The organism is Ruegeria sp. L11, assembly GCF_056531755.1.
Genome location: NZ_JBQFMI010000004.1, coordinates 97,291 through 110,802, shown reverse-complemented (window position 1 = coordinate 110,802; position 13,512 = coordinate 97,291). Strand labels below are relative to the sequence as shown.

The following is a 13,512-nucleotide window of genomic DNA, read 5'->3' as shown; positions in this document are numbered from 1 at the left end:
TTCGATCCTCAGGTGATTTCTTCCAACTTTTCCTTGCTCAGGTCACCTGGAACAATCGTGATCGGGATCGGTAGGCTGCCAGAGTTTTTTGTGAGCTGGGTTACCAGCGGACCGGGGCCTTTCTTGTCAGTCCCCGCCCCAAGAACAAGAACGCCGATCTCAGGGTCAGACTGAACGTGTTCGATGATCTGCGGCACCGGATCACCTTCGCGAATGGCCAGTTCAGGTTCTACGTTCTGTTTGTCGCGCATCCATTTGGCGAAGACTTCGAAATGGGCATGGATACGTTCCCGGGCTTCTTCGCGCATGGTTTCGGCAACACCGATCCAGTGATTGAACTCGTCCGGCGGAATAACCGACAAGATCGTCACTCCGCCACCTGTATGCGCGGCACGCATCGCGGCGAACCGCATTGCGTTCAGGCATTCACGGCTGTCATCCAGAACAACTAAGAACTTACGCATGGGTGTCCTCTTCAATTTTAAGGGATCATGCCCGAGCGTTTGCGTGCTGGCAACTCGGACACGTTCATGTCGATGTACTAGCGTTCGCTTGCAGCCCAGTCCCAGTAAAGTGCGCGGGCACGGCGGGCAATGGGACCAACCTGAAACTGTGTGTCCTCCAGCGCAGTTACCGGTGTGATCTTGCTCATATTGCCGGACATGAAAACCTCATCCGCCTGGTGAAAATCCTCGAAACCCAAGACCGTTTCATGAACTGTAACACCATCCTCGCGCAGATTCTTGATATGTCGCGCCCGCGTGATCCCTGCCAAAAATGTGCCGTTGGGGATCGGGGTAAAGACCTCGCCATCCTTGACCATGAAGATGTTGGCCGTTGCCGTTTCGGCCACATTGCCCATCGCGTCAGCGACCAGAGCGTTCGAGAATCCTTTGGAGCGTACCTCTTGCAACATGCGCGCATTATTGGGGTAAAGGCACCCGGCCTTGGCATTGACCACAGCCGATTCCAGTACCGGGCGACGGAATCGCGTGGTCGACAGCGTGGCCGAAGCCGTTTCAGGTGCCATTGGGATTTCTTCCAGACAGATGGCAAACCCTGTGCTGTTTTCCTGCGGAACGATTGCCGTGCTATCGCCGTCAATGCCCCAATACATCGGGCGGATATAGACAGCCGTGTCAGGGCTGTAGGTTTGCAACCCTTCATGTACCAATTCGACCATCTGCTCGGTTGTCATGGTCGGTGTCAGCATCAGGGCTTCGGCGGACCGGTTCACCCGGGCGCAATGCGCGTGCAGATCAGGTGCCAACCCGTCGAAATAACGGGCGCCGTCAAAGACCGAAGACCCTAGCCACGCCCCGTGATCCGCTGCGCGCATGATGGGAGTATCCCCGTTATGCCATTGGCCCTGAAAATAGGTCCGGATGTTTTTGCCGGTTGCCATGACGCCCTCCTGTGGTTCAGGCAGACCCTAGGAGGGCGTCAGGCGAAGGTCCAGTGCATTCAGCGTGATGCCGATCCGACCATACCGACGATTTCATAGGTCTTTTGCAGGATCGGAGCGGCGATCTGACGCGCGCGCTCGGCCCCATGAGCCAGAATCCGGTCAATCTCGGCCTGTTCTCCCATAAGACGCGACATCTCAGTCGAGATTGGGGCCAGCTTGGCGACTGCCAGATCAGCCAACATCGGTTTGAAATCACCGAACTGCTTGCCCCCAACTTCGGCCAGAACCTGCGCTATGCTCTGTTCGCTGAGTGCTGCGTAGATATTGACCAGATTGCGCGCTTCGGGGCGGCCCTCCAGACCTTCGACATCCGACGGCAAAGCGTTAGGGTCGGTCTTGGCCTTGCGGATTTTCTTGGCGATCGCATCGGCATCATCGGTCAGGTTGATCCGGCTCATGTCCGAGGGGTCGGAGGACGACATTTTGCGCGAACCGTCCCGCAGGTTCATCACGCGCGGGGCAGGGCCTCCAATCACGGGCTCAGTCACGGGAAAGAAGTCGACGCCGTAGTCGTGGTTGAACTTGATCGCGATATCGCGGGTCAATTCCAGGTGCTGCTTCTGGTCTTCGCCCACAGGAACATGTGTCGCGTGGTAGACAAGAATATCGGCTGCCATCAGCGCAGGGTATGCAAACAGGCCAAGCGAGGCATTTTGCGCATTTTTGCCAGCCTTGTCCTTGAACTGCGTCATCCGTTGCATCCAGCCCATTCGGGCGACACAGTTGAAAATCCAGGCCAGCTGAGTGTGCTCGGGCACCTGGCTTTGGTTGAACAGGATTGATTTTTCTGGATCAAGACCCGCCGCGATAAAGCCCGCGCAAACCTCGCGTGTTTTTTCGCGCAGACGATCCGGGTCCTGCCATACGGTGATGGCGTGCAAATCGACCATGCAATAGACGGTTTCGAATTCGGGACCCTGCATATCGACAAAACGCTTGAGTGCACCAAGGTAGTTCCCAAGGTGCAGGTTTCCCGAAGGCTGGATGCCGGAAAACACGCGTGGCGTGAATTGGGACTCAGTCATCAAAGGGAACTCCTGTCTGGAAAAATCAGCCCCCGTCGCTTACCCATGAGGCAAAGGGACGTCAACAGCCGCGAAAGGCCTGCCCAATGAGCAGTGAGCATTACACACCGCCTGTGAACCCTCTGCCACCTGCTGTGGTGGCGTTGGTTCTGTTCATAATCGGGATAGAAATTGCCTTCACGCTGGGATCACGCGGGCTGGTCGGAGGGCCAGCAGCGGTGGGCTGGCGGCTGGATGCGATCCAGCATTACGCGTTCTCGGCGGATATTTTCGACTGGATGGTTCTGAACGGGCGCTGGCCATTCGAACATGTCATCCGCTTCGTGACCTACCCCTTTGTATCCGCCAATTTCACGCAGGCGATTTTCGTCTGTGTTTTCGTGCTGGCGATGGGCAAAATGGTTGGCGAAGTGTTCGGCGGTTTCCCAATGCTGCTGATTTTTGTCGTGTCGGGCATTGGCGGCGCATTGGCCTACGCCGTGTTACTGGACCCGCGCTATCCGCTGATCGGAGGGTTCCCGCCGGTGTATGGTCTGATTGGCGCATTTACGTGGTTGTTGTGGCGCAAACTGTCACTTGTAGGTGCAAACCAAGCACGGGCATTTCAATTGATTGCCGTCCTTATGGGCATACAATTTCTTTTCGGCCTGATCTTTGGTGGCAACTGGGAATGGGTTGCTGATCTGGGTGGGTTTGCCACCGGTTTTGGCTTGTCTTTTCTTGTTGCACCGGGCGCGTGGTCCCGGATCGTCGGCCGCATTCGCCGGGATTGATCAGGACCGGCGCAGGGCGTGTTTGAACTCCGACAGTTTGAAAGCGCCGAAGATATGGCCTAGAAGGAAATATGAGACGGCAGCGACCATGATCAGGACCAGCAGTGCCAGATAGCGCCAGCCGGGAACATCCAACGCCCACCCGAACAGGTGGAGCGCGGCGTACAATACCGCACCCATCCCAAGCGAAGCGGCGACAATCCGGCCTGCGCGCTTTTTGAACCGGACATCAAAGCGCGCCTCTTCACCCATACGTCGTGCGCCGAAAGCCAGTAGCACCACCATCGCCCACCCCGCAGTCGATGCGGCAATTGCCGGCGCGATCCAGCCCACCAGTGGAAACAGACCAAACGCCAGAGCTGCGTTCACGATCATCGCAACAACTGCGTAGTGAAACGGGGAACGCGTATCCTCGCGCGCAAAGAACAGCGGTTGCAGCAATTTTTGCAACATGAAGGCCGGAAGCCCGACCCCGTAGATGGCAACCGCAAGGGCCGTGGCGGCCGTATCCTCGGGGCCGAACTGACCACGTTCGAACAGCACCGATACGAGAGGGTATGGCATAACAACGAAGGCCACAGTCGAAGGCAACGTCAGCAGCAGTGTGAACTCACCGGCCCGGGAAAAGGCATTGCGTGCGCCCTCTTTGTCCTCCGCACGCAAACGGCGGGACAGGTCCGGCAACAAGACAATGCCGACAGCAATGCCTACAACACCCAAAGGCAACTGGTAGAGCCTGTCTGCGGCAAAAAGCCAGCTGACGGCATTTTCGGTTTTCGATGCAACCAATTGCCCGACAACCAGATTGACCTGTGTGACCCCCATCGCCAGCGCGGCCGGGACCGCGATACGTACCATCCGTCGCATTTCGGGCGTCAGGCGCGGCATGCTGGGGCGGATGTGGATGTCGGCGCGTTCGGTTGCAACCCAGACCAACGCCAGTTGTGCGACACCGGCGACCGGAATGACTGAGATCAACCACCGGATCACCTCGCCGCCGGACATGGCACCTGCGATCAGGGCGGTGCAGGCGAAAATGTTCAGCAGAACAGGTGCGGCTGCCGCCGCTGCGAACCGCCCGGTTGCATTCAGAACACCTGAAAACAAGGCAGCCAGAGACATGAACAGGATATATGGAAATACAACATATCCATAGTCCACCGCCAGATCGAACCGTTCATCGCCATAAAACCCTTCGGCGGTCAGCCACACCAGACCGGGCATGAAAACCATGGCCAGCCCGACCAGCGCAAGAACAGCCACGGCCAAAAGATTGAACGCGTCCTGCGCAAAACCCTGAGGGTCTTCGTCTGCTTCCAGTCGTTTGGAAAACATCGGCACAAAGGCCGCGTTAAATGCCCCCTCGGCGAAAAAGCGGCGGAACATGTTGGGCAGGCGAAAGGCTGCAACAAAAGCATCCATCACTGGGCCCGGTCCGATATAGGCCGTCAGCAGTATTTCCCGTAGAAACCCCAGAATTCGGCTGGCGAGCGTCCAGAAGCCGACCGTGAACAGGCCCGAGAACAAGCGTATTTGCTTCATGAGGCCGCACGCTCGGCGCCTTCGGTGATTGCCGTGCGCAACTTGGCCTCAAGCCCGCGCTGCTTGCTTTCCGAGTAATATTTCAAGCCAAACATGTCCTTGACGTAGAACGTATCGACCACCTGTTCGCCATAGGTCGCGATCACGGCATTGGCGATATACACGTTCGCCGCGGCCAGGGTCCGGGTCAGATCAAACAGCAGGCCGGGGCGGTCGCGTGTGTCCACCTCGATGATCGTGTAGATTTCAGAACCCTCATTATCGAATGTGATATGCGTTGGTACGTTGAAAGCGCGTTCGCGTTTTTTGATTTTGTCACGCGACTTCAGCGCTTCCTTGGCGACGACTTCACCGCGCAGGGTCTTGTGAATCATCTGCGTCAGGCGTGGAAGGCGCGATGCCTCGAACGGGTGCCCCTCGGCGTCCTGTATCCAGAACGCGTCCGTTACGTAGCCGTCTTTGGTGGTGTAGCTGCGGGCATCGACGACATTCGCGCCGACCAAGGCCAGTGCCCCGGCGATGCGGGCAAAAATACCGGGGTGATCGCCCATAGCGAAACAGGCCCGCGTCGCATCACGGTCTTCATCAGGTTGCAGGCGAATTTCCATCGCGCCGGGGTCGCCGCTTTGTTCCAGCGCGTGCAGCATCTCGGCAAACTCGATATGCGTCGCAAGATTCAGGCCCTGCCAATACGGGGCGTAGTGGCGCCCGGTCTCGACCTTGAGGTCAGCCTTGGACCAGTTGTCCAAAGCGCGGCGCAGCGCTGTTTTGGCCTCGGCCCCCCGATTTGCCCGGTTCAGATCTTCCATACCGGTTTCCAGTGCACGCTTTGTTTCAGCATGCAGGGCGCGCAGCAGAGTGGCCTTCCAGTTGTTCCAGGTGGTCGGGCCAACGCCGCGAATGTCGCAAACCGTCAGAACCGTCAGCAGATCCAGCCGTTTGGTTGTCTGAACGGCCTTGGCAAAATCGCGCACTGTCCGAGGGTCGGAGATATCGCGTTTTTGGGCCATATCGGACATAAGCAAGTGATAGCGCACCAGCCATTCAACGGTTTCGGAATCCGATTTGTTCAGGCCGAGCCGAGGCGCCACCTTGCGCGCGATCTGCGCCCCGAGAATCGAGTGGTCTTCGGGGCGACCTTTCGCAATGTCGTGCAAAAGAAGCGCGACATACAGCACCTTGCGATTGACCCCGCCTTTCAGAATCGAAGAGGCCAGAGGCAGAGATTCGACCAGCTCTCCGCGTTCGATCTGGGCAAGATTGACGATGCACTGGATTGTATGCTCGTCCACCGTATAGCTGTGATACATATTGAACTGCATCATTGCCACGATGTGCTCGAACTCGGGCAGGAAAGCGGACAGCACGCCCAACTCGTTCATCCGTCGCAATGCGCGTTCCGGGTTGCCGTGTTTCAACATCAGATCCAGGAAAATGCGCTGAGCTTCCTTGTCGCCGCGCATTTCGTCATCGATCAGATGCAGGTTCGCGCTCACCAGCCGCATGGCATCAGGATGGATCAGCATACCTGTCCGCAAACCTTCTTCGAACAGGCGCAGCAGGTTCATTTTGTCGGAGAGAAATTTCTCAGGTTCCACCAGATCCAGACGACCGTGAACCACCTTGTACCCTGCCTTGACCCGTCGACGCCTGCGGAAAATGCGTTCCAGCAGGGGCGCACCTTTCATGTGCAGCGCTTCGAGTTTGGTCAGGAAGATGCGCGTCAACTCACCTACGCGTGTGGCTTCGCGGAAATACCGCTGCATGAACACTTCGACCGCGCGACGCCCGGCGCGGTCCTCGTACCCCATGCGTGCGGCGACCTCGACCTGCATGTCAAAGGTAAGCTGCTCGGTCGCGCGACCGGTGACTAGATGCAGGTGCGAGCGTACAGCCCAAAGGAACTCTTCGGCCTGAACGAAGGTCTTGAACTCTTCGGGGGTGAACAAGCCTAAAGGCACCAGTTCGGCCACGTCCTGAACGCCATAGATATATTTCGCGATCCAGTAGAGGGATTGCAGGTCACGCAGGCCGCCTTTGCCTTCCTTCACGTTGGGTTCGACCATGTAACGCTCGCCTTGTTTGTGGTGGCGTTCGTCACGTTCGTGCAACTTGGCTTCGATGAACTCGCGTTCGGTTCCCTTGAACAGTTCGTCTTTCAGCCTTCGGTCCAACCCGTCCGCCAGTGCCTTGTCACCGGCCAGATAGCGTTGCTCCAACATCGCTGTGCGGATCGTGAAATCCTCGGCACCCAACCGCAGACAATCTTTGATCGTGCGTGACGAATGCCCGACCTTAAGCCGCAAATCCCACAGGATATAAAGCATCGACTCGATGACGCTCTCGGCCCATGCGGTGATCTTGTAGGGGGTGAGGAACAGCAGGTCGACATCTGAAAACGGCGCCATTTCCCCACGCCCGTAACCGCCAACAGCCAGAACGGCGATCTTTTCACCTTGGGTGGGTGTTGCAAGCGGATGCAGGCGTGTGCTTGAGACCAGCATCGCCGTCCCAACCAGTTGATCCGTCAGGTATGTATATGAGCGCGTGAGTGCGCGCGCGTCGAAAGGACGTTCGCCAAATGCCTCTGCAATGGCCGCGCGGCCAGACTTTTGAGCCTCGCGCAGAATGCGCACCGTCTCGGACCGCATTTTGGTGTTGTCCGGGCAGACCTCAAAGGCCTGAGCCAGTGCATCATTGACGGCAGTGCTGTCGAAGATGTCTCCGGCGGGGCAGATCAACGCGCTTTCGGGCACGTTGATCGCGCCCGTCAGATCAGAAACCGGCACCAGAGAAGCTTTGTGGGGCAGGGTCAATCACAACCACCTGTTTGTTCTGGATCGTGGCAACGGCCAGACCGCGTTCGTTGGTGCCGTCCGGGCGTAGGCGGAAGATGCCGCCAACACCCTGGAAACCGGCGTTCTGCGTCAGGGCCGAAGCGGTCAGGGCGTCTGATTTGCCCTGGCTGACCAAGGCACCAATTGCGGCGATGCCGTCATAGGCCAAGCCGCTGATCGGGTGCGGTGCTTCGCCGTAGGTTGCGTTGTAACGCTGACGGTAGGCTTGTGCCTTGGACGGGTCAGGCAACGCAAACCACCCCCCCTGAACCCCCGGAAGCTCCAGAGTTTGCGGAGGGATATCCCAACGTGTCAGGCCAATGAATTGCGTGGTTGCCGGAGAAACACCGGCCTCTGGCAGCAATTGCGAGAACAGCGGCAATGCCCCCGCCGTGGTCGCCGTCAGAAAGATCGAATCCGCGCCCGTCGAATCGACAGTGGCCTTGATCGTGGGAACCGCATTAATGACACCCTGTTGCGACCGGTCGTATGCGACGGTCCCTGCATTGTTGACCCGACTGTTCGCTATGGCATTGGCGATTGCGGACCGGCCCAACTGTCCTGCGGCGTCGTTGCTGTGCACGACCACGGTGTTGACCTTGCCCTGACTGCCCGCATAATTCACCAGCCGGTTGGCCGTGTTGTCAAAGGTCGGGCCCAATACAAAGACGTTGCCGCCTGCAATGCTGGCGTTGTTTGAAAACGAAAGAACGTTGACGTTCTTGCTCAGCACCGCCAATCCCGCAGCATTCGCTGCTTGGGCATATACTGGACCAATGATGATTTTTGCCCCGTCCGCAACAGCCTGTTGTGCAACGGCTGTCGCCGTGTTCGGGTTTCCGGCCGTGTCATAAACGCGTAAGTCGATCTGGACATTTGGCAAATCCGACATTGCAAGCCGCGCAGCATTCTCAAGGCTTTGCGCCAGCGCTGCATCACCAGATTGCGCAGATCCTCTGGGAACCAGCAAGGCGACAGGAACCGGCTTTGCGGTATTGATCGAGGGACCTCCGCCAAGACCACCTGGTTCACAGGCAGCAAGAAACGCTGCGGTCGTCAGGGCAGCGGCGACTTTCGCCAGCTTGCTTACGGGCTTGCAAACGGTAAACATCTAAATGAAAACTCCCTGATCCGGCGGCTGCGAATGCTTCTGTTCTGTTGAGCCGCGATAATAAACGTCACGCTGTGAGGGTCCAGCTTTGAATTTCCAAAAGATCAAGTTGGCTGCGGGCCTGTATTTTGTTGCCACTCCGATTGGAACAGCACGCGACATTACGCTCAGGGCCTTGGATGTTTTGGCCTCAGCCGATGTGATTGCGGCAGAAGACACCCGCAGTTTACGTCGCTTGATGGAAATACATGGCATCCCGCTGGAAGGCCGACGAATCCAAGCCTATCACGACCACAGCGGCGCAGGCGCACGCGGCAAGATCATGGAGGCGCTGGCGCAAGGGCAATCGGTGGCCTACGCGTCCGAAGCAGGAATGCCGCTAATTGCCGATCCGGGCTATGATTTGGGCAAGCAGGCCGCCGAAGCCGGGTATACCGTGACCTGCGCCCCGGGCGCGTCTGCCGTTGTAACGGCCCTGACGTTGGCGGGGCTTCCCACGGACGCCTTCTTTTTTGCAGGCTTCCTTCCCAACGCATCCAAAGCACGCCGCACCCGTATCGAGGCGTTGAAGGACATCCCCGGCACATTGGTGTTCTACGAATCTCCGAAACGCGTTGCCGCCTGTCTGTCGGACCTGGCTGAATGCTTGGGGCCTGAACGGCAGGCTGCGCTTTGTCGAGAGCTGACAAAAAAGTTTGAGGAGGTCCGTCGCAGCAGCCTGTCCGAACTGGCAGAGGAGTATCGGGGCAAGACGGTCAAAGGCGAGATCGTCCTGCTGGTGGACCGCAGTCATTCGCAAAGTGTTAACGAATCCGATCTAGAAGAAGCTTTGAAACGAGCTTTGGAAAATCACTCGGTTCGGGATGCAGCGGATCTTGTCTCGGAAATGTACGACCTGCCGCGCCGACCGATTTACCAGAAAGCTCTGAAATTGGGCAAGGGATAACATGGGGCGGCGCGAACGACAGGGTTCGATCTCTTACCACGCCGGACAGGCCGCAGAGTCACAGGTCGCTGCAGATTACGAACGTCGGGGCTTTGCCATAGCGCATCGTCGCTGGCGGGGCGCTGGCGGAGAGATCGACCTGATTGCGCGCGACGGCGACGGGCTTGTGTTTATCGAAGTTAAGAAAAGCACCAGCTTTGAAAAAGCCGCTGCCCGGATCAGCCGCAAGCAGATCGAACGAATTTATGCCTCCGCCGCGCAGTTCTTGGAAAACGAGCCGGACGGGCAGCTGACAAACGTGCGCTTTGACGCGGCGCTTGTGGATGGTTCTGGCGCGGTTCAAATCATCGAAAACGCCTTTGGTTTTGGCTAAGCCCCATTGAACCCACAGGCGTGCTGGTCCATGTATCTGGCGGGAAACTGAGGGACATGCCATGAAAATCGCCTTTCAAATGGACCCGATCGGGGCCGTGGATATCAACGCCGACAGTTCATTCCGTCTGGCAGAAGAGGCACAGGCGCGCGGGCATTCTTTGTTTTTCTATGGTCCGGATCATTTGGCCTATCAGCAGGGTCGTATCACCGCGCGAGGTCACGACATGACTGTGCAAAGGGTTGCCGGAGATCCTGCGGTTCTGGGTCCCGAACGTGAGGTGGATCTTGCCGATTTCGATGTCGTCTGGCTGCGCCAGGATCCGCCTTTTGATATGCACTACATCACGTCCACGCATTTGCTGGATCGTCTCAAGGGTCAGACGCTGGTCGTCAACGATCCGTTCTGGGTGCGCAACTACCCGGAAAAGCTGTTGGTGCTGGATTTCCCCGACCTGACCCCGCCAACAACGATTGCGCGTGATTTGCAGACGATCAAGGCGTTCAAGGAAAAGCACGGCGATATCATCCTCAAGCCGCTTTACGGGAATGGCGGCGCGGGTGTGTTCCGGCTTGACGCCAATGACCGCAACCTGACTTCCTTGCATGAGCTGTTCACCGGATTCTCGCGCGAACCTTTGATCGTGCAGAAATTCCTGCCGGATGTCAGCAATGGCGACAAACGGGTGATTCTGGTGGATGGCGAAGCGGTCGGCGCAATCAACCGGGTACCCGCCAAAGGCGAAACGCGGTCGAACATGCATGTTGGCGGACGTCCGGAAAAGATCGGCTTGTCCGAACGCGATCTTGAGATCTGTGCGGCGATTGGGCCTTTGCTGAAGGAAAAGGGTCAGGTCTTTGTCGGAATTGACGTTATTGGCGACTATCTGACCGAGATTAACGTGACTTCACCGACCGGCATTCAGGAGTTGGAACGGTTTGACGGCGTAAATATTGCTGAAAAGATCTGGCAGGCCATCGAGGCCAAGCTTTAGGCCATAACCCGGGCAGAGATCCGAAAACTAAGTGCCTCGGCCACGTGTTGGCGGCGGATATCGGTCGCGCCGTCCAGATCGGCGATGGTGCGCGCCACCCTCAGGATTCTATGGAAGGCCCGGGCTGACAGGCCGAAACGATCTGCGGCTTTCAACAGCAGCTCTTTTCCTTCGGCATCGGGCGTGGCGATCTCTTCCAGTATTTTGCCTTCTGCATCAGCGTTTTGTCGTAACTCCGGCGTGTCACAAAACCGGTCTGCCTGAATGGCACGCGCCCTTTCGACACGTGCTGCAACCGTCGCCGAACTGTCGCCCGAAGGGGGCAGATCAAGGTCGGTAAAGCCCACGGGCGGAACTTCGATCCGCAGGTCGAACCTGTCCATCAACGGGCCCGAGATTCGGGTCAGGTAATCTTCGCCACATCCCGGTGCCCGCGAACAGGCACGGGACGGATCGGTCAGATAGCCACATTTGCAAGGGTTGGCGGCGGCGACCAGCATGAAACGACAGGGGTATTTCACATGGGCGTTCGCGCGCGCCACCATGACTTCGCCGGTTTCAATGGGTTGCCGCAGGGTTTCCAGAACGGTGCGTGGAAATTCGGGGAATTCATCCATGAACAGCACACCATTATGGGCCAATGAGATTTCGCCCGGTTTGGCCCCTTTCCCGCCACCAACTATGGCCGCCATCGAGGCCGTGTGGTGCGGTTCGCGGAACGGGCGAGTGCGGTTTATTCCGCCTTCATCCAGTAACCCACATAGCGATTGGATCATCGACGTCTCCAGGGCTTCCACGGCAGTAAGCGGCGGTAAAATTCCGGGAAGCCGCGCCGCCAGCATGGATTTGCCCGATCCCGGCGTGCCGATCATGATCAAGTGGTGACGTCCGGCGGCGGCGATTTCCAGGGCGCGTTTGGCGCGCTCCTGCCCTTTCACATCGCGCAGGTCGCGGTTGGACGGTGTCAGGTTCACTTCGCCAGCTTGCGCCGCTGGCAAAGGGGATTGGCCCGAGAAATGACGCACGACCTCTCCAAGTGATCCGGCGCCGATCACTTGAGTGGCATCTACCCAGGCCGCCTCGGCGCTGGAGGCGCGCGGACAAAGCAAGGCGCGGTCTTCTGAAGCTGCCGTCATCGCGGCGGGCAAAGCACCAACAACGGGCACCAGAGAACCGTCGAGTGACAACTCCCCCAATGCAACGGTGCTTTCCGCGGCATCGGCAGGGATGATGTCGAGCGCGGACAAAAGCGCGACCGCGATGGGCAGGTCGAAATGGCTGCCTTCTTTAGGAAGGTCGGCGGGGGACAGATTGATGGTGATCCGCTTGGACGGCAGCGCGATGGCCATCGCGTTCAGCGCGCTGCGGACGCGGTCACGCGCCTCGGACACGGCTTTGTCGGGCAGGCCCACGATGGAAAAGGCTGGCAGTCCGGGTGACACCGCGCATTGCACCTCGACCGGGCGGGCATCGACCCCTTGAAAAGCAACGGTGTGGGCGCGGGCGACCATGGCAGTCCTGTTTTGGTTAACAGGACGTTGCTGCCACGGTTCTGGTTTAAGAGTCGTTAACGGCTGCGCGCATGGCCGCGAATTTGGGCCATGCTCCGGGGTCGGCCACAGTTTTGTTCCGGCAGAATGGGTTGCAGAACCCCCAGCATTGCCCGTCAAGCTCCAGGAAATCGGTGACAGGCTTGCCGGAATACGGGCAGGCGGCGTTGATTGACGGACCACCTGAAACCGGCTTCGCAGCAGAAACACCCCCGACTGGCCAAGGGCCGGACGGCAAGTCCTGCGCGTATGGGAAGGTGTCATACTCTACGGTCAATCCCATGGCGCGCCACTGTCTGACGATGGGATCAGAGAGCAGTTCCATGCAATAAGCCCGGTTCGCCTCTGACACCGGCAGCCCATATCCTATAATCCGCGCAGCAACGGGTGTGTAGAAGACGTCTGCCAGTGAATAGGCACCAAATAACGGGCCTTGGTCTGCCCCTGACACGCTCCTCGCATGTGCCCAGAGTGTTTCAATCCTCTCCAGGTCTGACAAAGTCGCCTCAGACGGCGTAAAGCCTTGCCACACGTTGCGCAGCTGCATGGCGCATTCTCCACGCAGGGCGCTGAATCCGGCTACCATTTCAGCGCATAGCCAGCGGGCCGTTGCCCGGGCTGCGGCATCCGAAGGCCACAACCCGGCATCGGGGTGGCGTTCGGCCAGTGTTTCGGCCATCGCCAGGCTTTCCCCCACAACCGTTCCATCCGGCATGCGCAGGGCAGGGACAAGGCGGGCAGGGGCCAGCGGTTCCATGTCTTGCGCCATAGTGCCGGAATAGAGGCCGATCATGTGGCTGCGATAGGGCAGGTTGAATTTCTCAAGCATCAACCAGCCGCGCATTGACCAGCTGGAGAAGAGGCGATCGCCGATATAAAGGTCATAAGTCATG

Annotated in this window: 12 protein-coding genes; 4 read left to right on the top strand and 8 right to left on the bottom strand. The window is 58.4% G+C overall.

The features are described from left to right. Positions 1 to 8: 8 nt before the first annotated feature. The 3 genes from ACR0CE_RS10400 to trpS form a co-directional block, all read right to left on the bottom strand. Positions 9 to 464, bottom strand: coding sequence for a universal stress protein (locus ACR0CE_RS10400; protein ID WP_267366250.1), 456 nt, complete (start codon positions 462 to 464; stop codon positions 9 to 11). 77 nt (positions 465 to 541) lie between these two features. Then, positions 542 to 1,405 (bottom strand): branched-chain amino acid aminotransferase, encoded by an 864-nt coding sequence (locus ACR0CE_RS10395; protein WP_480832268.1) that lies wholly within the window; start codon positions 1,403 to 1,405, stop codon positions 542 to 544. Between the two features lie 59 nt (positions 1,406 to 1,464). Continuing rightward, entirely contained in the window at positions 1,465 to 2,493 is a 1,029-nt protein-coding gene (trpS, locus tag ACR0CE_RS10390; RefSeq protein WP_480486677.1) for a tryptophan--tRNA ligase, read from the bottom strand. An 86-nt stretch (positions 2,494 to 2,579) separates the two neighbouring features. Here trpS and ACR0CE_RS10385 point away from each other — a divergent pair, with 86 nt between their 5' ends. Further along, positions 2,580 to 3,266, top strand: a complete 687-nt coding sequence (locus ACR0CE_RS10385) for a rhomboid family intramembrane serine protease (protein WP_480585624.1) — start codon at positions 2,580 to 2,582, stop codon at positions 3,264 to 3,266. Here the strand turns inward: ACR0CE_RS10385 and murJ are convergent, their stop codons facing one another. Genes murJ through ACR0CE_RS10370 form a run of 3 tightly spaced genes read right to left on the bottom strand, consistent with a single transcriptional unit; the run spans position 3,267 to position 8,756 of the window. Then, a complete protein-coding gene (gene murJ, locus ACR0CE_RS10380; RefSeq protein ID WP_480832266.1) occupies positions 3,267 to 4,808 on the bottom strand; it encodes a murein biosynthesis integral membrane protein MurJ in 1,542 nt (513 codons plus the stop codon). Next, positions 4,805 to 7,624, bottom strand: a complete 2,820-nt coding sequence (locus tag ACR0CE_RS10375; protein ID WP_267365490.1) for a [protein-PII] uridylyltransferase — start codon at positions 7,622 to 7,624, stop codon at positions 4,805 to 4,807. Before ACR0CE_RS10375 ends, murJ begins: the two co-directional genes overlap by 4 nt. Further along, positions 7,584 to 8,756, bottom strand: a complete 1,173-nt coding sequence (locus tag ACR0CE_RS10370) for a penicillin-binding protein activator (protein WP_480483206.1) — start codon at positions 8,754 to 8,756, stop codon at positions 7,584 to 7,586. The genes ACR0CE_RS10375 and ACR0CE_RS10370 overlap by 41 nt, the downstream gene beginning before the upstream one ends. A gap of 88 nt (positions 8,757 to 8,844) precedes the next feature. Between ACR0CE_RS10370 and rsmI the strand changes: the two genes are divergently transcribed. The 3 genes from rsmI to gshB all read left to right on the top strand — a co-directional run bounded on the left by rsmI (position 8,845) and on the right by gshB (position 11,069). Beyond that, positions 8,845 to 9,702: a 16S rRNA (cytidine(1402)-2'-O)-methyltransferase gene (gene rsmI, locus ACR0CE_RS10365; RefSeq protein WP_480832265.1), complete on the top strand. Its 858-nt coding sequence runs from the start codon at positions 8,845 to 8,847 to the stop codon at positions 9,700 to 9,702. 1 nt (position 9,703) lies between these two features. Further along, on the top strand, positions 9,704 to 10,075 hold the full coding sequence (locus tag ACR0CE_RS10360; RefSeq protein WP_480483210.1) for a YraN family protein: 372 nt from the start codon (positions 9,704 to 9,706) through the stop codon (positions 10,073 to 10,075). A gap of 61 nt (positions 10,076 to 10,136) precedes the next feature. Continuing rightward, positions 10,137 to 11,069 (top strand): glutathione synthase, encoded by a 933-nt coding sequence (gene gshB / locus ACR0CE_RS10355; RefSeq protein ID WP_480832263.1) that lies wholly within the window; start codon positions 10,137 to 10,139, stop codon positions 11,067 to 11,069. Here gshB and ACR0CE_RS10350 read toward each other — a convergent pair. Both ACR0CE_RS10350 and ACR0CE_RS10345 read right to left on the bottom strand, forming a co-directional pair. Next, on the bottom strand, positions 11,066 to 12,580 hold the full coding sequence (locus tag ACR0CE_RS10350; protein WP_480832261.1) for a YifB family Mg chelatase-like AAA ATPase: 1,515 nt from the start codon (positions 12,578 to 12,580) through the stop codon (positions 11,066 to 11,068). The genes gshB and ACR0CE_RS10350 overlap by 4 nt on opposite strands. A gap of 46 nt (positions 12,581 to 12,626) precedes the next feature. Further along, positions 12,627 to 13,511, bottom strand: a complete 885-nt coding sequence (locus tag ACR0CE_RS10345; RefSeq protein WP_480506762.1) for a glutathione S-transferase — start codon at positions 13,509 to 13,511, stop codon at positions 12,627 to 12,629. Between the last annotated feature and the right edge of the window lies 1 nt (position 13,512).